Below are 18,692 nucleotides of genomic sequence, written 5' to 3' on the forward strand. Positions count from 1 at the left end.
ACGCATGAGCGACTTGCTTTCCCAGGACGAGATCGACGCGCTGCTCGATGGCGTGACCGACGGCGCGGTGGAGACCGGCGGCGACCAGCCGCTGCCGCCGGACGCGGTGATCTCCTACGACTTCACCCAGCAGGACCGCATCGTGCGTGGCCGCCTGCCCACGCTGGAAATGGTCAACGACCGCTTTGCGCGGTTCTTCCGCACGGGCGTGTTCAGCGTGCTGCGCAAGACCTGCGAGGTCTCGGTGCTGGGCGTGAAGATGCTGAAGTTCGCCGAGTACGTGCACAGCCTGGTGGTGCCCACCAATCTGAACCTGGTGAGGATCAAGCCGCTGCGCGGCACCGCGCTGGTGGTGTTCGAGCCGCGCCTGGTGTTCACCGTGATCGATAATTTTTTCGGCGGCGACGGCCGTTTCCATGCGCGCATCGAAGGTCGCGATTTCACCGCCACCGAGAACCGCGTGATCCAGATCATGCTGGGCGAGCTGTTCACGGCGATGGTCGAGGCCTGGGCGCCGGTGCTCGCGCTGCAGTTCGAATACCAGGGCTCGGAGATCAATCCGCAGTTCGCCAACATAGTCAGCCCCACCGAGACGGTGGTGGTCTCGCGTTTCCACGTTGAGCTCGACGGTGGCGGCGGCGAGATCCACCTGACCCTGCCGTACGCGATGGTCGAGCCGATCCGCACCCTGCTCGACGCCGGCGTGCAGAGCGACCGCGTCGACCGCGACGACCGTTGGGCCGAATTGCTGCGCGACGAAGTGCTCGACGCCGAGGTGCCGCTGAGCTCGCAGCTGCTCGACATCGAGCTGACCCTGGGCGAGTTCCTGCACCTGCGTCCCGGCGATGTGCTGCCGATCCACCTGCCCGAGCTGGCCACCGTCTACGCCGAGGACGTGCCGCTGTTCCGCGGCCGCTACGGCCAGGCCAACGGCCGCAACGCCATCCGTTTCCACACCCAGGTCGGGCGGCGCGAAGTGCGCACCGCCGGCGACCAGTCCAGCCGAGAAGAAATCGCATGAACCAGTCCACTGAAGCCTTCGTCGCCGATGCCGGCGAGCGCGTCGAGTTCGATTCCCTGCGCGGCGGCAGCACGGGCGCCGGCGAGGTCAATCTCGACATGATCCTGGACGTGCCGGTGACCTTGGCGATGGAGGTCGGGCGCACCCGCATCAGCATCCGCAACTTGCTGCAGCTCAACCAGGGCTCGGTGGTGGAACTGGATCGCGCCGCCGGCGAGCCGCTGGACGTGTTCGTCAACGGCACCCTGGTCGCCCACGGCGAGGTGGTGGTGATCAACGAGAAGTTCGGCATCCGCCTGACCGACGTGATCAGCCCCGCCGAGCGCGTGCGCAAGCTGCGGTGACGGCGGCCGTGATGGACTCGGGATTCAGGATCCGACTCGCGTTGGCGCCTGCGGCGCTGCCGGCGGCCGACATGAACATGGGCGGCGAACTGCTGCGCGTCCTGCTCAGCCTCGTCGCGGTGGTCGCGCTGATCTTCGTGGCCGGCTGGCTGTCGCGGCGCCTGCAGCTGCGCAGCCGTCCGGGCGGGCGGCGTATCCGCTGCGTGGAGGCGATGGCGGTGGGCGCGCGTGACCGCGTGCTGCTGCTCGATGCCGACGGCAAGCGCTTGCTGGTGGGCGTGGGTCCGGGCGGCATGCGCACGCTGCATGTGTACGAGGGCACGGCACCGGTCGAACCCGCGCCGCCGGCGCCGCTGCCGGCCGTGCCCAACATCGCGCAGTTGCTGACACGCTGGAAATCAAAGCCGTGACCCGCCGTTTCCCATTCGCCGCGCGCTGCTGGCTCGTGCTCACCCTGCTGCTGTTGCCGCTGTTCGCGTCGGCCGCGCCACAGGCCGCGGCCGCAGCGTCCACGCCGACGCTGTCGATGCCGGCCAGTCCGGCGGGCCTGGGCAATGCGGGCATTCCCGTGCTGACCGTGCACGACGCGCCGGGCGGCGCGAAGAACTGGACGCTGTCGCTGCAGATGCTGGCACTGCTCACGGTGCTGACCCTGCTGCCGGCGATCCTGCTGATGATGACTTCGTTCACCCGCATCATCATCGTGCTGGGGTTCCTGCGCCAGGCACTGGGCACGCAGTCCACGCCACCGAACCAGGTGCTGATGGGACTGTCGCTGTTCCTCACCTTGTTCGTGATGTCGCCGGTGCTCAACCGCGCCTACGCCGACGGCGTGAAGCCGTACATGGACGGCCAGCTCAGCGCCGAGCAGGCGCTGCCGGCAGCCAGTGCGCCGTTCAAGCGTTTCATGCTCGACCAGACCCGCGAGGCGGACCTCGCGCTGTTCACCAAGCTGTCCGGCGAGCCGCCCTACGCCAGCAAGGCCGACGTGCCGTTCAAGGTGGCGATGCCGGCCTTCCTCACTTCGGAACTGAAGACCGCGTTCCAGATGGGCTTCCTGCTGTTCATTCCGTTCCTGATCATCGATCTGGTGGTGGCCAGCGTGCTGATGTCGATGGGCATGATGATGGTGTCGCCGACGATCATCTCGTTGCCGTTCAAGATCATGCTGTTCGTTCTGGTGGATGGGTGGACGTTGTTGCTGGGGACGTTGGCGGGGAGCTTCTACACATGAGCGCCGCGCGGACGTCTACTCCCTCTTCCCTTTGGGGAGCGGGTTGGGGTGAGGGGTGGGTGCTCGCGGGAGCGTTTGCCGCTGGCGGGTTTGTTCGCGAAGAGCTTTCGTGCGCCTTCGGCGCCCGAGTTACTTCTCCTTTGCTTGTCCAAAGGAGAAGTAACCAAGAGGAAACGACACCCCGGTTGGCGCTTGCCGGGCGTCCTGCCCGGCAAGTCCGTGAGTCGGCGCCGGGTTTTTCGAGCGGACTCCTGCCCGCGCGAAAAGTCGAGTCCATCCATGGACTCGCCCGCTGCGCGGCCTTTTCGTCCCCGCCTCACCGCCGCCCAGGGGCCCCGGGTAAAGCGGCGGGCCATCCTGGCCCGCACTCGGTGCGCAGCGGCGTTGCCGCTGCGAAGGCCAGCGCGCGCGGAGGCTGCGCATGACCCCCGAATCCATCATGGAGATCGGCCAGCATGCGCTCTACGTGGCGATGCTGGTGGCGGCGCCGCTGCTGCTCACCGCACTGGCGGTGGGTTTGTTGATCGGTGTGGTGCAGGCGGCCACGCAGATCAACGAGATGACGTTGAGCTTCATTCCCAAGTTGATTGCGATGGCGCTGGTGGCGTTGATCGCGGGGCCGTGGATGCTGCGGCTGCTGGTGCACTACACCACGCAGCTGATCGAGAGCTTGCCGGGAGTGGTCCGGTGATGACGCTGGACCTGGCCTGGCTGGCGACGTGGCTGGGTCGTTTCCTGTGGGCGCTGGCGCGGGTGAGCGGCCTGTGCCTGGTGGCGCCGGTGTTCGGCGCTTCGGTGTTGCCGATGCGGGTGCGTCTGGGCGTGGTGCTGGTGCTCGCTATGGTGCTGGCGCCGCTGGCGCCGGGCGCGGTGGATATCCTCAGCGCCGCCGGCATGCTGGGCGTGGCGGGTCAGATCGTGATCGGTGCGGCGGTGGGCTTCGTGCTGAAGCTGGTGTTCGACGCGGTGCAGTTCGGCGGCGGCCTGGTCGGGCAGAGCATGAGCCTGGGCTTCGCCGAGGTGGTCGATCCGCAGGCCGGCGGCAATTCCAACGTGCTGGGACAGTTCTACCTGGTGCTGGTGACCTTGCTGTTCCTGGCGATGGACGGCCATTTGCGCCTGATCGCGCTGCTCGCGGACGGTTTCCACGGTGCGTCACCGGGCGGCTTCGCGATCGATGCCAACGGTTTGCACGCGGTACTCGCTTTCGGGGTGCAGCTGTTCGGCGGCGCGGTGCGCGTGGCCTTGCCGGCGATGACCTCGCTGCTGGTGGTGAACATCGGCTTTGCCGCGATCAGCCGCGCGGCGCCGTCGATGAACCTGTTCGCGGTGGGTTTCCCGATCACCGTCTCGCTCGGCTTCATCGCGTTGTGGCTCTCTTTGCGCAGCCTGCCCGGCGCGTTCGATGCCTTGCAGAGCGATGCGTGGGACCTGATGCGCCATCTGCTCGGGGCTTGAGCGATGAGTGACGACAGCGACCAGGAAAAAACCGAACAACCGACAGAAAAGCGGCTCAAGGAGTCGCGTGAGAAAGGCGAGGTCCCGCGATCGCGCGACCTCAGCGGCGCGGCGGTGGTGCTGGCCGGCGTCGCGGCATTGATGGCCGGCGGCCCGCGTGCGTTCGAGCATGCACGCAACATTTTCGGTTTTGGCCTCGGCTATTCGCGCGAGGCGCTGTTCTCCGATGCGCTGCCGGGGCGCGCGCTGCACGCGGCGATGCACGAGGCGCTGGCGCTGTTCGCGCCGGTGGCGCTGGCCACGCTGCTGGCGGCGCTGGCCGCGCCGCTGTTGCTGGGTGGACTCAGCTTCAGCGGCCAGGCGCTGGAACCGAAGTTCGAACGGCTGGACCCGATCAAGGGCCTGGGCCGCATCTTCGCGCTGCGCGGCCTGGTGGAGCTGGGCAAGGCGCTGCTCAAGGTCGTGTTCATCGGCGCCGTGCTGGCGCTGCTGCTGCGCCACTGGCAGGACCCGCTGCAGGCCACCGGGCGCGGCTCGGTGTCGGCGGGTATCGCGCAGGCGCTGGGTTTGCTGGGTCAATCCGCGCTGTGGTTCGGCAGCATCCTGGCACTGCTCGGCGGCCTCGATGCGCTGTACCAGAAGTACGACCACACCAAGAAGCTGCGCATGAGCCGGCAAGAGATCAAGGACGAGATGAAGGAGAGCGAGGGCAGCCCCGAGATCAAGGGCCGCATCCGCCAGGTGCAGATGGCGCAGGCGCGCCGCCGCATGATGGAGGAACTGCCCAAGGCCGACGTGGTGGTGGTCAATCCCACGCACTTCGCGGTGGCGCTGCGCTACGACGAAGGACGCACGGGCGCACCGCGGGTGATCGCCAAAGGGGTCGATGTGCTGGCCCAGCAGATCCGCCTGGTGGCGGGCAGCCATCGCATTCCGCTGGTCGAGGCGCCGCCGCTGGCACGCGCTTTGTATGCAACCACCAGGCTAGGCCAGGAAATCCCCGCTGCGCTGTATGTGGCGGTGGCCCAGGTGCTCGTCTACGTCTACCAGCTCAAGCAGGCTGCGGCGCAAGGCGAGACGCCACCGGCCGCGCCGAATCCCGAGGTCGATCCCGACCTGATGGGTCCCTATCGCTAATCGTTTACGAGTCAAATCCATGACGGGCACGCAGGTACTGGGCAGTTTCAGGCAGCTGGCGCGACGGGGCGCCGGCGCACCGGTGATGATGCTGGTGATGCTGGCGATGATGATGTTGCCGCTGCCGCCGTTCCTGCTCGACATGCTGTTCAGCTTCAACATCGCGCTCTCGCTGGTGATCCTGCTGGCGGTGGTCTACGTGATGCGGCCGCTGGAGTTCGCCGCGTTCCCCACCGTGGTGCTGATGGCCACGCTGCTGCGCCTGGCGCTGAACATCGCCTCCACCCGTGTGGTGCTGCTGCACGGCCACGACGGCCCCGGTGCCGCGGGCAAGGTGATCGAGGCGTTCGGCGAGTTCGTGATCGGCGGCAACTTCGCGGTGGGCCTGGTGGTGTTCGCGATCATCACCATCATCAACTTCGTGGTGGTCACCAAGGGCGCCACCCGCGTGTCCGAGGTGACCGCGCGCTTCACCCTGGACGCGATGCCCGGCAAGCAGATGGCGATCGACGCCGACCTCAACGCCGGCCTGCTGACCCAGGAACAGGCGCGCGAACGCCGCCAGGAAGTGCGCGAGGAGGCGGATTTCTACGGCTCGATGGACGGTGCCTCGAAGTTCGTGCGCGGCGACGCCACCGCGGGCATCCTGATCCTGATCATCAACATCGTCGGCGGCTTCTTCGTCGGCGTGATGCAGCACGGCCTGTCTGCCGGCGAAGCGGCGCAGACCTACACCTTGCTCACCATCGGCGATGGCCTGGTGGCGCAGGTGCCGGCGCTGATGCTGTCGGTGGCCACCGCGATCATCGTCACCCGCGTGTCCAAGGCGCAGGACATGGGGCGGCAGCTCGCCGGCCAGGTGTTCGGCCAGCCGCGCGCGCTGGCGGTGGCGGCCGTGGTGCTCATCGTGATGGGCCTGATCCCCGGCATGCCGAACATCGCCTTCCTGCTGCTGGGCGGCGTCTGCGGCGGTGCGGCCTGGCTGTTGCTCAAGCGCCAGCGCGAGACGCGCGAGAAGCTGGCCGCCGCGCCCGCCGAAACACCTGCTACCGCCGCGCCGGCCGAACGCGTGGAGCTGGGCTGGGAAGACGTGACCACGGTCGATCCGCTGGGCCTGGAAGTGGGCTACCGGCTGATCCCGCTGGTCGACGTGCACCAGGCCGGCGAGTTGATGGGGCGGATCAAGTCGGTGCGCCGCAAGCTGTCGCAGGAGCTGGGCTTCCTGATTCCCGCGGTACACATCCGCGACAACCTCGACCTCGGCCCCAATACCTACCGCATCATGCTGATGGGCGTGCCGATGGGCGAGGCCGAGGTGCACACCGAGCGCCTGCTCGCGATCAACCCCGGCCAGGTGCACGGCACCGTGCAAGGCATCGCCACCCAGGACCCGGCGTTCGGGCTGGAGGCGGTGTGGATCGAGCTGGGCCAGCGCGAGCTGGCGCAGAGCTACGGCTACACCGTGGTCGATCCGGCCACGGTGATCGCCACCCATCTGTCGCACATCCTGCAGGGCCACGCGCACGAACTGCTCAGCCACCAGGACGTGCAGCAGCTGCTCGACCGCCTGGCGCAGGGCGCGCCCAAGCTGGTCGAGGACCTGGTGCCCAAGCGGCTGGCGCTGGGCGTGGTAGTGAAGGTGCTGCAAAACCTGCTGGCCGAGCGGGTGCCGATCCGCAACATGCGCGGCATCGTCGAATCCTTGGCGGAGCACGCGGGGCAGAGTCAGGATCCCGGCGTTCTCAGCTCCGCGGTACGCGTGTCGCTGGGCCGGCAGATCGTGCAGGAAATCGCCGGATTGGGCACCGAGATCCCCGTCATCACACTGGCGCCGGAGCTGGAGCAGATCCTGCTCGGCTCGATGTCCGGCGGCGGCGTGGCGGGCGCCGCGGTGGAACCGGGCCTCGCCGACCGCCTGCAGCAGAGCGTGGCCGACGCCGCGCGGCGCCAGGAAATGAGCGGCGAACCCGCGGTGCTGCTGGTCGCGCCGCCGTTGCGGCCGTGGCTCGCGCGCTTCACCCGGCACGTGGCACAAAACCTGCACGTGCTGGCCTACAACGAGGTGCCCGACAACCGTCGGGTGCGGCTGGTGCAGGCCTTGGGGCGATGAGAACCGGGATGACGGAATTCGAGAGTCGGCATTCGGAAAAGGCGGCGGCGCAGCGCGTTTGCGGTGCATCGGCTTTTGACCAACCCCGGATTTCCCATCCCGCATCCCACGCGCGGAGCGAGCAATGAAGATCAAACGTTTCGTGGCGCCCGACATGCGCCAGGCCATGCGCGAAGTGCGCGAGGAGCAGGGGCCGGAAGCGGTGATCCTGTCCACGCGCCGGATGGCCGAGGGCATCGAGGTGATCGCCGCGATCGATTACGACGAGGCACTGGTGCGCGAGGCCGCCAGGCACGGCGCGCCGGTGGTGCCGAAAGCGGAAGCGAAGGCAGAACCCGCACCCGCACCCGCACCGGTCGCGCCTGCAGCAGCGAAGCCGGCGATCGCGCCGCCCGAGCTGCCGCCGCGCCGCCTGCACCCGGTCGCGCCGCCCGCCGTCGCGGCCGAGCCGGCGGCGGTGCATCCGCTGATGGAGCGCACCGCGCACGACACCGCGCAGCTGCGCAGCGAACTGGGCGACTTGCGCGCGATGCTGGAGCTGCAGCTGTCGAGCCTGGCCTGGAACGACATGGAGCGGCGCCAGCCGCTGCGCGCGCGGATCCTGCGCGAGCTGACCCGGCTCGGCATCGAGGCCGACGTCGCACGCACGCTGGTGGCCGAGCTGCCGGAGAAGATCAACGCGGAACAAGCGCGCTACCTGCCGCTGGGCATGCTTAGCCGCAGTCTGGCGGTGAGCGGCCGTCACCTGTGCGACGCCGAGCGTGGCGTCATCGCGCTGGTCGGCCCCACCGGCGTGGGCAAGACCACGACCATTGCGAAACTCGCTGCGCGGGCGGTGATGCGCCACGGCGCCGAGCGCGTCGCGCTGGTCAGCACCGACCACTACCGCATTGGCGCTGCCGCGCAGCTGGAACACTACGGGCGCCTGCTCGGCGTGCAGGTCTACCCGGCCTACGACGCGCGCAGCCTGCGCAAAGTGCTGGAGATGCTGCAAGGCCGCCACACCGTGCTGATCGATACCGCCGGCATGGCCGGCAGCGATCCGCGGCTGGCGCAACAGCTGGAGATCCTCGCCGACGCCGGCGAGCTGCGTTCCTGCCTGGTGCTGGCGGCCAACGCGCAGACTCCGTCGCTGGAGGAGGCGGTGCTCGCCTATCGTGCGCTGAAGCCGCACGCCTGCATCCTCACCAAGCTGGACGAGGCACCCAGGCTGGGCGGTGCGCTGTCGGTGCTGATCCGCCACCGGCTGTCGCTGGACTACGTCACCGACGGCCAGCGCGTGCCCGAGGACATCGCCACCGCCGACGCTCGCGTGCTGGTGTGCCGCGTCGCGCAATCGCTCAAGGGCGAAGCGCCCGACGACAACGTGATGGCCGAACGCTTCGGCCGGGCGGTGGCCGAAGCATGAACGGGACGCTCGCGATGAACCAGGCTTCGGGACTGAAGCAGATGCTGGCCGCGATGGTCGGCCGGCCCGTAGCGGAAGCGGGCGGCGGCCACCAGGCCGAAGGGCTGCGTACCGCGGTGTCGACCCCGCGCCGGCATTGCCAGACGATCGCGGTGGCCGGCGGCAAGGGCGGCGTCGGCAAGAGCACGGTGGCGGTGAACCTCGGCGTGGCGCTGGCAGGCGCCGGCCACGAGGTGATGCTGCTGGACGCGGACATCGGGCTGGCGAACGTCGACGTGATGCTCGGCCTCGCCCCGGCGCGCCACATCGGCCACCTGCTCGACGGCGAATGCACGCTGGAAGAATTGCTGCTGCCTGCGCCATGCGGCCTGCAGGTGGTGCCCGCCGGCTCCGGCGCGCGCCGGCTGGCGCGGCTGAGCCACGGCGAGCTGGCGGGGATCATCCGCGCCTTCGACGAACTGGCGCGGCCACCCGAATACCTGCTGGTGGACACAGCCGCGGGACTGTCCGACAGCGTCACCATGTTCGCCGCCGCCGCCGCGGAGGTGATCCTGGTGGTATGCGACGAGCCGGCCTCGCTGACCGACGCCTACGGCCTGGCCAAGGTGCTCAGCCGCGACTTCGGCGTGCGCCGCCTGCGCATGGTCGCCAACATGGCGCGCAACGAGGGCGACGCGCGCTTGCTGCACCAGAAGCTGGCGCGGGTCAGCGACCGCTTCCTCGACGTGGCGATCGAATTCTGCGGCTGGGTGCCGCACGACGAGCGCCTGCGCCAGGCCATCCGGCGCCAGGCGGCGGTGGTCGAACTGTGGCCTTCCAGCCCGTCGGCCAGGGCATTCAAGAAATTGGCCGATGCGGTCGATAAGTGGGTCGAGCCCGGGCGCGCGGGTCTCGACCGCATTTCCTTCTTCGGTGGCCGGACGGCTCCGGTCGGAGGCATGCCGGGATGAGCGCGGCTTCGGAATATCTGCAACTCTCCCGCGAGAGTGCCGACGAACTGGTACGTCGGCACGCGCCGCTGGTACGACGGATCGCCTATCACCTGATGGGGCGGTTGCCGGCCAGCGTCGACGTGGGCGACCTGATCCAGGCGGGAATGATCGGTTTGCTGGAAGCGGCACGCCACTTTGCCCACGACAAGGGCGCCAGCTTCGAGACGTTTGCGGGCATCCGCATTCGTGGCGCGATGCTGGACGAACTGCGCAAGGCCGACTGGACGCCGCGCTCGGTGCATCGCAAGACCCGCGAGGTGGCCGAGACGATACGCCAGATCGAGGCCGAGACCGGCGCCGAGGCGGACGACGCCGAGGTGATGCGCCGGCTCGGCATCAGCGCGGAGGAGTACCACCAGGTGCTCGCCGACGCGGCCTGCTCGCGCCTGCTCAGCCTCACCGCCTCGGACGATGGCGAAGAGACCGGCGTGCTCGAAGTGGCAGACGAGAACAGCCTGGCGCCGGACGAAGGCATCGAACACGACGGCATGCGCGAGGCGCTGGTCGAGGCCATCACCGCGTTGCCCGAGCGCGAGCAGCTGGTGATGTCGCTGTACTACGAGCAGGAATTGAACCTCAAGGAAATCGGTGCCGTGCTCGGCGTGAGCGAGTCGCGGGTGTGCCAGATCCACGGCCAGGCCGTGATCCGGTTGCGCGCGCAGCTGGCCGGCTGGCGCGACTGAGCAAACCGCATCCCACCATCCCCGGGGCCGGCCGCCGGCCCATCGCACGCGGAGCAGACGTTGGACAAGAACATGAAAATCCTGGTGGTGGACGATTTCTCCACCATGCGGCGCATCGTCAGGAACCTGCTGGTCGAGCTGGGTTTCACCAACACCTTGATCCAGGAGGCCGACGACGGCGAGAACGCGCTGGTGATGCTGCGCGGCCAGCCGTTCGACCTGGTGGTGACCGACTGGAACATGCCGAACATGACCGGCATCGACCTGCTGCGCGCGATCCGCGCCGAGGCCGCGCTGAAGGGCATGCCGGTGCTGATGGTGACGGCCGAGAACAACCGCGACCAGATCATCGCCGCCGCCCAGGCCGGCGTGAACGGCTACATCGTCAAGCCGTTCACCGCGGTCACCCTCAAGGAAAAGCTCACCAAGATCTTCGAACGGATCGCCGCAGCCGGAGCCAGCGCATGAACGCCGTCCTTCCCCTTGCCGTCGACGACGGCCTGCCGCCCGAGCTGCGCGACCTGCTGAACAGCCCCGAAGGCCCCGCCTTCGAGCAGGCGCTGGACACGATGGTGCGCCAGCGCGAGCAGCACCTGTTCCGCGCGCTGGGCCAGCTGGCCCGCGAACTGCACGGCGCCGTGCGCCGCCTCGGCAGCGAGCTGGCGCAGGAAGGCGTGCCCGGCATCGTCGCCGACGCGCGCCAGCACCTGCAGGACGCGCTGGAGATGAGCGCGAACGCCGCACACCGAAGCCTCGATTTCGCCGAACGCATGCGGCCGCAGGCCGAGGCGCTGGCACACAACGCCTGGGACGTGCTGCAGCAGGCCGAGGGCGATGAGCCCGCCGCCGCGCTGGCGCGCGAAGCCGCGGCGTTCGCCGGAAGCTGCCGCGACGGCCTCGCCGACATGGTGCTGGCGCAGTCCTGGCAGGACCTTACCGGCCAGCGCATCAAGAAGGTCGCCAGCTTCATCGGCACGGTCGAATCCTCGCTGCTGGAACTGGTTCGCCTCACCGGCGCGCTGGCCGGTGTTGAAGCGCCGGCCGACGTGGCCAAGGTGACCAGCCAGGAGGACGCCGACCGGCTGCTCAGCGAATTCGGTTTCTAATAGCAAGAGCCTGCTTATGCTCCCCAAGCACTCCGCGTTGTCATCGAGTGGCCGCCAGGTGGTAGTGCGTGGCGCAGCGCCTGCCTGGCTGGCAGGTCAAGCCGCGCGCTGCCGCATGGCGGCCACTCGATGGCAACCCGCAGGGCCGGGTCTGTTTGCCCGCATGCCTGCGTCATCGCTCAGTCGTGGACCGACGTCCACTCCTTCGTTCTTCCTTGGCCTGCGCGCAAACAGCTCCCGGCGCGGGGCGCTTGGGGAGCATAAGCAGGCTCTACGATGAACGCGGATTTCGACAACGAGCTGCGCCAGGATTTTCTGGTCGAGGCCGGCGAACTCGTCGAGCGCCTCGGCGAGCAGCTGGTCGGGCTGGAAGCGGCGCCGGGCGACAGCGAGCTGCTGAATGCCGTGTTCCGCGCCTTCCACACGGTCAAGGGCGGCGCCGGTTTCCTCGCGCTGGAGCCGATGGTGCTGCTGTGCCATCACGCCGAGGACTTGCTCAACGAGGCGCGCAACGGCGCCGTGCTGCTCGATGCCGGCTACATGGATGCGCTGCTGCAGACGCTGGACCTGCTCGGCGAGATGATGGCCGCGCTCGGCGCCGGCGCGCCGCTGGCGATGCCGCCGGCGGCGTTGCTGCAGACGCTGCTACCGCGCGGAGCGGCGGTCGTTGCGGCGCCCGCGCCGGCGGCCGTGCCGGTGCCATCGTCCGAACCCGTTGGCAGCACTATCGACGACAGCGAGTTCGAAGCCCTGTTGGACAGCTTGTATGGCAGCGCCGTGCCGGGTACGGTCGAGCCCGCTCCGCTGCCGCCCGCCAAGTCGGCGACGATCGGCGACGACGAATTCGAGGCGCTGCTGGACACGCTGCACGGCAGCGCCGCGCCGGGTACGGTCGAACCCGCGCCGTTGCCGCCGGCCAAGTCGGCGACGATAGACGACGACGAATTCGAAGCCCTGCTGGATACGCTGCACGGCAAGGGCGGCCAGCCCGGCGCGGCGGCCGTGCCGGTGGCAGCACCCGCGCCGGCTCCGGCGAATGCCGCCGCACCCGCGCCGGCTGCGCGTCCCGCTGCGCCAGTCGCCGAGAACACCGTGCGCGTGGATACCACGCGACTGGACGTGCTGGTCAACCACGCCGGCGAACTGGTGCTGGCGCGCAACCGCCTGCTCAGCCTCGCCGCGCGCCTCGGCAGCGAGATGCTGACGGAGGCGGCCGGCGAGCTGGACCGGATCACCGACGAGTTGCAAGGCGCGGTGATGGGCATGCGCATGCAGCCGGTGGGCCGCTTGTTCCAGCGCTTCCCGCGCATCGTGCGCGACCTCGCCCGCCAGCTCGGCAAAGAGGTCGAACTGGTGCTGGAAGGCGAGGGCACCGACCTCGACCGCAGCCTGGTCGAGGCGCTGGCCGATCCGCTGATCCACCTGCTGCGCAACGCGCTGGACCACGGCCTGGAGCCGCCTGACGCGCGCGAGCGTGCGGGCAAGCCGCGCAAGGGCCGGGTATGCCTGTCGGCCAGCCAGCGCGGCGAGCGCATCGTGATCGCGGTGCGCGACGACGGCCGCGGCATGGACCCGGAAATCCTGCGCCGCAAAGCGGTGGAGAAGGGTGTGATCGACGCGGCGCAGGCCGCGCGGCTCAACGAGGCCGAGTGCTACGAACTGATCTTCCGCCCTGGCTTCAGCACCGCCGCCACGGTGTCGGACGTTTCCGGCCGCGGCGTCGGCATGGACGTGGTGAAGACCCGTGTGGCCGAACTCGGCGGCACCTTGCAGGTGCATTCGCGCCTGGGCCACGGCAGCGAGCTGGAACTGGCGGTGCCGCTCACCCTGGCGGTGCTGCGCGTGCTGATGGTGCGCGTGGGCGGCCGGTTGCTCGCGCTGCCGCTGGGCAACGTGGAGGAGGTGTTCGAGCTCGCCGCGGGCCAGGACTGCCTGCTCGACGGACGCCTGGTCGCCCGCCATCGCGGTCGCGCGCTGCCGCTGGTCGACATGGTCGACTGGACCGGCGTGGCGGCCGAGGCGGTGCGCCACGTGGCGGTGCTGCACATCGGCCACCAGCGGCTGGGCTGCCTGGTGCACGAGGTGCTCGGCCGCGAGGACGTCATCGTCAAACCGCTCGGCCACTTGTTCGACGGCGTGCCGGGCGTCGCCGGCGCTACCGTCACCGGTGACGGACGGCTGGCCCTGGTGATGGACCTGGCCGGCCTGGCCGACGGCGCCGCGCAATCTCCTCTCCCCCTGGCACGGACCGGCTGACGTCATGGATCTGATCAGCATCATCGGCACGATCCTGGCCTTCGTGGTCATCATCGTCGGCACCATCCTGAAGGGCTCCTCGCTGGACGCGCTGTGGAATCCCGCGGCGTTCGTGATCGTGTTCCTCGGCACGCTGGCCGCGCTGCTGGTGCAGAACCACGGCAAGGTGCTCAAGCACGCGTTGAAGATGATGGCGATGGTCTACCGTCCGCCGCAGCACCGCCCGGCCGACCTGATCAGCCGCATCGTGGGCTGGAGCGAGATCTCGCGCCGGCAAGGCCTGCTCGGGCTGGAACCGCAGATCGAGGCCGAGCCCGATCCGTTCGTCAGCAAGGGCTTGCAGCTGCTGGTCGACGGAGGCGAGCCGGAGGCGATCCGCGGCGTGCTGGAGGTGGACCTGGAAACGCGCGAAGCGATCGATCTGGCCGGCGCCAAGGTATTCGAGATGGCCGGCATCTATTCGCCCACGCTGGGCATCATCGGCGCGGTGATGGGCTTGATGGCGGTGATGCAGAACCTTGCCGATCCGTCCAAGCTCGGCCACGGTATCGCGGCGGCTTTCGTCGCCACCATCTACGGCGTGGCGCTGGCCAACCTGTTCATGCTGCCGATGTCCGCACGGCTGAAGAGCCTGATCAACAAGCAGACCCGGATGCGCGAGATCCTGATCGAAGGCCTGGTGTCGATCGCCCAGGGCGACAACCCGCGTCAGATCGAATCGCGCCTGCAGGGCTACGTGGCATGAAGCGGCACAAGCACGAGGACCACGTGAACCACGAGGCGTGGGCGATCCCCTATGCCGACCTGATGACGTTGCTGCTGGCGTTCTTCGTGGTGATGTACGCCGTCTCGGTGGTCAACGAGGGCAAGTTCCGGGTGATGTCCGAATCGCTGATCGAGGCGTTCAACGGCTCCAGCCACGCCATCGCGCCGTTGCCGCCGACCCGCGTCCGCCCGCACAACATCAATCCCGCGATCGCCGCGCCGGCCGGGCAGTCGGGTGCTTCGGTGGTGCCGATCGCCGTGCCGATCCCGCCGCATCCGGTGGCGATGCAAGGCGGCGATGGGCGCAACATCGCCCATCAGGCCGGGTCGGCGAACCTCGGGCGCATCGAGGCCGAGGTGCGCAAGGCGTTGCAATCGCTGATCGACCGCAAGCAAGTGGCGGTGCGCAACAAGGAACACTGGCTGGAGATCGAGATCCGCACCGACATCCTGTTTCCCAGCGGCGTGGCGCAGCTGTCCACGCCAGCGCAGGGCGTGCTGCACAACCTGGCCTCGGTGTTGGCGGGATTCGGCAATTCGCTGCGGGTCGAGGGTTTCACCGACGACGTGCCGATCAACACCGCGCTGTATCCCTCGAACTGGGAACTGTCGGCGGCGCGCGCGGGCAGCGTAGCGCGCCTGTTCGTCGGCAGCGGCATCGCCGCGGACCGGCTCGGCATCATCGGCTGGGGCGAGGTGCATCCGGTGGCCGACAACGACACCGCGGCAGGCCGCAACGAGAACCGTCGCGTGCTGGTGGTGGTGATGGGCGATGGCTCGGCGCCCACGCGCGAGCACAGCGACATCGGCGAACTGGGCCAGCACAGCGGCATCGCCGAAGCCCCGGTGCCCGGCGTGCTGCCCACCGTGCAGGTGATCGAGTCCTTGCATCCGGCCGCGCCGGCGGGCGAGGCAGCGAAGCGCGCACCCGCCAGGGTCGCCAAGGCCGCGGCGGACACGGCGGTACCCGGCACCGCGAGGGCCATGCCATGACCCGCTGCGACGATCCGGGAGACTTCGCATGAACGCTCTTGCCGACGGCAATGCGCCGAAGGATCGCCACTGGCTGTCGTTCCGGATCGGCACGCAGCTGTATGCCGCGCGGCTGGCCGACGTCAGCGAAGTGATCCGCGACGATGAGCTGACACCGGTGCCCGGCGCCGCCCACGACTTGCTTGGCGTGCGGCACCTGCGCGGACGCATCGTGCCGGTGATGGATGGCCGGCGGCGGCTCGGGTTGCCGGCGCAGCCTGTGGCCGATCCGCTCGCAGTGCGCATCGTGATGCTGGCGCATGCCGGCAGGCCGCTTGGCCTCAAGGTCGACGCGGTCGGCGAACTGTTGTGCAGCGACGGGCTGGAAATCGCACCGCCGCCGCCGGGGCGGGCCAGCCGCGACGATGATCCGGTCAGCGGCGTGCTGCCGTGGCGGGAGGGCTTCGTGGCCTTGCTCGACGCCGGCCGCCTTTACCGGTTGGACGAGGAAGACGGCGATGCGACTTGAGTTCGGCGTGATCGCGCTGCTGGTGCTGGCCGTGGGCCAGACGATCCTGTTGTTGCGGCTGTGGCGCCAGTCCGGCCGCCTGCAGCGGCGCGTCGACGCGCTGTGGCAGAACGCGGCCGGCGCGGGCACCGATGTGCCGACCTCGATGCTGGTGACGGCGCTAGGCCGGCTGGAGCGGCAACTCGGCCAGGTCGAGCGGCCGGCCCAGCCCGGACGCTCCTGGGATCTGGCGAAACGCCTGGCGCGCGAGGGCGCCGATATCGAGCAGTTGGTGGCGTGCTGCGGGCTGTCGCGCGACGAGGCGAAGCTGATCCTCGCCATGCGCGCGCCGGCGGCGTAGAAACGCAGCTTCTGCGCTCCGCGTTGCTGCGCTCAGCCCTGCTCCTCCGCCGCATCGTAGATCGTGGCCAGCACCGAGGCGGCCGCAGCGTAGAGCAACGCCGGCACGTCTTCGCGCAGGCGCAGGCCGGCCAGCAGCGCGGCGATCTGCGGATCGGGATGCAGCGGCAGGCCCAGTGCCTGCGCACGCGCGCGCAGCTGTTCCAGCGATTCGGGCGGCAGCGCCTTGGACTCGCCGGCGCCGGGGCCGGACAAGCGCAGGCTGACCCGGCGCGCGGGAGGCGGCGTGTTCATGCGGTGGCCTGCAGCAGCACGGCGCTGTAGCGGCCGGTCGGTTGCGGCAGGCCGAGCTGGCAGCTCAGCTGGTCGAGCAGCACGCCGCAGGCGGCCAGGCGCTGGCGCAAGGCGGTGAACTGGCGTTCCAGCTGTTGCACGGTATCGGCGCGGGCGGCCCACAGCCGCACCGACAGGCGCGGTTCGCGCAGTTGCAGTTCACCTTGCACCGCGCCCAGCGCGGGCAGGTCGAGCGCGAAGCCCAGGTTCCAGCCGCGGCCGCCGTCGCTGGCGTCGATGACGTATTCCAGTTGCAGTTGCAGCACGTCGCGGCCGTCCTCGCCGTGCAGCGGGATCTCGATCATCCACGCCGGCAGCGGGCCGGTGCCGGATTCCAGCTGGGCCACCTCGATCCGTGCCAGTGCGGCGCGCACGTCGCCGTGCAGGCGATCCAGCAGCGGCTCCACGTCGTCGCCCGCGACCGGCACGGGTAGTGGCGCGCGCGGCTGCGCCTGCAGGCCGCGTTGCAGCAGCGGCGGTGCGATGTCGTCGCCGTTCTGCGTCGGCGGTGCCGGCGCGCGGCGGTCGAGCAGGGCGACCAGGCGCAGCAGCGCCCCTTTCCAGTCGTCCTGCGGCAGCAGCGCCGGATTGCCGCGTGGCTGGGCAAGCAACGATTCGAGAAACAGGCCGCTGCGTTCGATCGCCAGGCGCAGACCCTCGCCGCGAGTGATCTCCGCCGGGCTGCGCAATGCCTGTTCGAGCACGGCGAGCGCGGCGCGCAGGTCCGGCGGCAGCTGACGCAGCATCGGCCGCTGCGCCACGGCGGCTAGCGTGGCCAGCAGCGGCGCGTAGCCGTTCTGCTGCGGCAGGCGCTCGCGCAGGCCCCGCTGCAGCGTGGGGTCGGGTTGCGGCGACAGCATTTCCAGCAACGGCTGTGCGCCCAGGCTCAGCACGCGCACCTGGAACTGCGCGGGCAACTGCCCGCCGGCCACGTCCGCTTCCACCGTCAAGCCGCCGATCTGCAGCACCAGCAGCCCTTGCGGGTTCACGCCCAGCGGTCGCGCCGACAGCACGCTGCCGATGCGCCAGCTCTGCGCTGCGCTGCCAGAGGCAGCGCCGGCCCAGGTGAGGGCGGCAAGGCTGGTCGGCTGGATGATCATTCGGCTCCTGCGCGTGGATGGCGTGCATCGTGGACGGGTCGTCCCGGAGGGCATCGGCCGCTTATGCACAAACTTGAGGCGGTATTGCGGGGTCGCGGTGAAGCTGGAAGCTAAAGCGTACGCCACGACGGCCGATAAGCCCGCTGTAGGCGCCAGCAGGCGCGCAGGAGTGGCGGGCATGGCCGGCAAGCAGGCGGCAAGGCAGGACAAACAGCAGGCGGGCGGCGCGACGACGGTGGTGCTGCCGGCGGATTGCCGCATGGCCGCCCAGGCGGCGTTGCATGCCGAACTGCTGGCGGCGCTGCCGGGCGGCAGCGTTGCGCTGGATGGCAGCCAGGTGGAGCGCGTGGACACCGCTGCGCTGCAACTGCTGCTGCTGCTGCGCCGCGAGCTGGACAAGCACGGCAGCACGCTGGCCTGGCGTGGCGCGAGCGAAGCATTGAACGACGCGGCAGGGCTGCTCGGCCTGGCGCGGATTCTGGAACTGCCGGCCGCCGGGCCGGCTTGAACGAGGTGGCAGCATGGCGAAGATTCTTGCAGTAGACGATTCGGCTTCGATGCGCGGCATGGTGGCCTTCACCTTGCGCGGCGCGGGACACGAGGTGACCGAGGCCGAGAACGGCCAGCTGGCGCTGGACGCGGCCGGCGGCAGCGCGTTCGACCTGGTGCTTGCCGACGTCAACATGCCGGTGATGGACGGCATCGCGATGGTGCGCGCGCTGCGCGCGAAGCCCGAGTACAAGGGCGTGCCGATCCTGATGCTCACCACCGAGTCGCACACCGAGAAGAAGATGGAAGGCAAGGCCGCCGGCGCTACCGGCTGGCTGGTCAAGCCGTTCGATCCCGAGCAGCTGCTGGCGACCGTCAAGCGCGTGCTGGGCTGAGATCACCTACAGGCTCCAAGG

Annotated in this window: 22 protein-coding genes; 20 read left to right on the top strand and 2 right to left on the bottom strand. The window is 69.5% G+C overall.

What is annotated here, in order from left to right; all coding sequences use genetic code 11:
• Window positions 1-4: 4 nt before the first annotated feature.
• The 18 genes from fliM to ISP14_RS15220 all read left to right on the top strand — a co-directional run bounded on the left by fliM (window position 5) and on the right by ISP14_RS15220 (window position 16,355).
• The gene (gene fliM, locus ISP14_RS15135; protein ID WP_404541378.1) at window positions 5-1,021 is read left to right on the top strand and encodes a flagellar motor switch protein FliM; all 1,017 of its coding nucleotides are present in this window, start codon (window positions 5-7) and stop codon (window positions 1,019-1,021) included.
• Complete coding sequence (gene fliN, locus ISP14_RS15140; protein WP_404541380.1) at window positions 1,018-1,365, top strand: flagellar motor switch protein FliN; 348 nt, start codon at window positions 1,018-1,020, stop codon at window positions 1,363-1,365. The genes fliM and fliN overlap by 4 nt, the downstream gene beginning before the upstream one ends.
• A gap of 11 nt (window positions 1,366-1,376) precedes the next feature.
• Window positions 1,377-1,775 carry a flagellar biosynthetic protein FliO gene (gene fliO / locus ISP14_RS15145; RefSeq protein ID WP_404541382.1) on the top strand — a complete coding sequence of 133 codons (399 nt, stop codon included), beginning with the start codon at window positions 1,377-1,379 and terminating at the stop codon, window positions 1,773-1,775.
• A complete protein-coding gene (gene fliP / locus ISP14_RS15150) occupies window positions 1,772-2,599 on the top strand; it encodes a flagellar type III secretion system pore protein FliP (protein WP_404541384.1) in 828 nt (275 codons plus the stop codon). Before fliO ends, fliP begins: the two co-directional genes overlap by 4 nt.
• Window positions 2,600-3,020: 421 nt before the next feature.
• Complete coding sequence (gene fliQ / locus ISP14_RS15155; RefSeq protein WP_404541386.1) at window positions 3,021-3,290, top strand: flagellar biosynthesis protein FliQ; 270 nt, start codon at window positions 3,021-3,023, stop codon at window positions 3,288-3,290.
• Window positions 3,290-4,057: a flagellar biosynthetic protein FliR gene (gene fliR, locus ISP14_RS15160; protein WP_404541388.1), complete on the top strand. Its 768-nt coding sequence runs from the start codon at window positions 3,290-3,292 to the stop codon at window positions 4,055-4,057. The genes fliQ and fliR overlap by 1 nt, the downstream gene beginning before the upstream one ends.
• 3 nt (window positions 4,058-4,060) lie before the next feature.
• A complete protein-coding gene (gene flhB / locus ISP14_RS15165) occupies window positions 4,061-5,194 on the top strand; it encodes a flagellar biosynthesis protein FlhB (RefSeq protein ID WP_404541390.1) in 1,134 nt (377 codons plus the stop codon).
• A 19-nt stretch (window positions 5,195-5,213) separates the two neighbouring features.
• A complete protein-coding gene (gene flhA, locus ISP14_RS15170) occupies window positions 5,214-7,304 on the top strand; it encodes a flagellar biosynthesis protein FlhA (protein ID WP_404541392.1) in 2,091 nt (696 codons plus the stop codon).
• Between the two features lie 124 nt (window positions 7,305-7,428).
• Entirely contained in the window at window positions 7,429-8,712 is a 1,284-nt protein-coding gene (flhF, locus tag ISP14_RS15175; protein WP_404541394.1) for a flagellar biosynthesis protein FlhF, read from the top strand.
• A gap of 14 nt (window positions 8,713-8,726) precedes the next feature.
• Window positions 8,727-9,662 (top strand): MinD/ParA family ATP-binding protein, encoded by a 936-nt coding sequence (locus ISP14_RS15180; RefSeq protein WP_404541528.1) that lies wholly within the window; start codon window positions 8,727-8,729, stop codon window positions 9,660-9,662.
• A complete protein-coding gene (locus ISP14_RS15185) occupies window positions 9,659-10,387 on the top strand; it encodes an RNA polymerase sigma factor FliA (protein WP_404541396.1) in 729 nt (242 codons plus the stop codon). The genes ISP14_RS15180 and ISP14_RS15185 overlap by 4 nt, the downstream gene beginning before the upstream one ends.
• A 60-nt stretch (window positions 10,388-10,447) precedes the next feature.
• Window positions 10,448-10,855: a chemotaxis response regulator CheY gene (cheY, locus tag ISP14_RS15190; protein WP_404541398.1), complete on the top strand. Its 408-nt coding sequence runs from the start codon at window positions 10,448-10,450 to the stop codon at window positions 10,853-10,855.
• Window positions 10,852-11,493 carry a protein phosphatase CheZ gene (locus ISP14_RS15195; protein WP_404541400.1) on the top strand — a complete coding sequence of 214 codons (642 nt, stop codon included), beginning with the start codon at window positions 10,852-10,854 and terminating at the stop codon, window positions 11,491-11,493. Before cheY ends, ISP14_RS15195 begins: the two co-directional genes overlap by 4 nt.
• Before the next feature lie 276 nt (window positions 11,494-11,769).
• Window positions 11,770-13,749 (top strand): chemotaxis protein CheA, encoded by a 1,980-nt coding sequence (locus tag ISP14_RS15200; protein ID WP_404541402.1) that lies wholly within the window; start codon window positions 11,770-11,772, stop codon window positions 13,747-13,749.
• Between the two features lie 4 nt (window positions 13,750-13,753).
• Complete coding sequence (locus tag ISP14_RS15205; protein ID WP_404541404.1) at window positions 13,754-14,494, top strand: flagellar motor protein; 741 nt, start codon at window positions 13,754-13,756, stop codon at window positions 14,492-14,494.
• Entirely contained in the window at window positions 14,491-15,507 is a 1,017-nt protein-coding gene (gene motD / locus ISP14_RS15210; protein WP_404541406.1) for a flagellar motor protein MotD, read from the top strand. The genes ISP14_RS15205 and motD overlap by 4 nt, the downstream gene beginning before the upstream one ends.
• A 28-nt stretch (window positions 15,508-15,535) precedes the next feature.
• Window positions 15,536-16,015, top strand: a complete 480-nt coding sequence (locus ISP14_RS15215; RefSeq protein WP_404541408.1) for a chemotaxis protein CheW — start codon at window positions 15,536-15,538, stop codon at window positions 16,013-16,015.
• Window positions 16,005-16,355: a DUF2802 domain-containing protein gene (locus ISP14_RS15220; protein ID WP_404541410.1), complete on the top strand. Its 351-nt coding sequence runs from the start codon at window positions 16,005-16,007 to the stop codon at window positions 16,353-16,355. Before ISP14_RS15215 ends, ISP14_RS15220 begins: the two co-directional genes overlap by 11 nt.
• 32 nt (window positions 16,356-16,387) lie before the next feature.
• Here the strand turns inward: ISP14_RS15220 and ISP14_RS15225 are convergent, their stop codons facing one another.
• Together ISP14_RS15225 and fliK are read right to left on the bottom strand one after the other, a co-directional pair.
• Window positions 16,388-16,648, bottom strand: a complete 261-nt coding sequence (locus tag ISP14_RS15225) for a flagellar biosynthesis protein (RefSeq protein ID WP_404541411.1) — start codon at window positions 16,646-16,648, stop codon at window positions 16,388-16,390.
• On the bottom strand, window positions 16,645-17,787 hold the full coding sequence (gene fliK, locus ISP14_RS15230) for a flagellar hook-length control protein FliK (protein ID WP_404541413.1): 1,143 nt from the start codon (window positions 17,785-17,787) through the stop codon (window positions 16,645-16,647). Before fliK ends, ISP14_RS15225 begins: the two co-directional genes overlap by 4 nt.
• 178 nt (window positions 17,788-17,965) lie before the next feature.
• Here fliK and ISP14_RS15235 point away from each other — a divergent pair, with 178 nt between their 5' ends.
• Window positions 17,966-18,295 carry an STAS domain-containing protein gene (locus ISP14_RS15235; RefSeq protein WP_404541416.1) on the top strand — a complete coding sequence of 110 codons (330 nt, stop codon included), beginning with the start codon at window positions 17,966-17,968 and terminating at the stop codon, window positions 18,293-18,295.
• Between the two features lie 13 nt (window positions 18,296-18,308).
• Window positions 18,309-18,671, top strand: coding sequence for a response regulator (locus ISP14_RS15240; RefSeq protein WP_404541418.1), 363 nt, complete (start codon window positions 18,309-18,311; stop codon window positions 18,669-18,671).
• Window positions 18,672-18,692 lie beyond the last annotated feature (21 nt).

It is taken from the genome of Dyella agri, from assembly GCF_044904705.1.
Taxonomy (GTDB): domain Bacteria; phylum Pseudomonadota; class Gammaproteobacteria; order Xanthomonadales; family Rhodanobacteraceae; genus Rhodanobacter_A; species Rhodanobacter_A agri.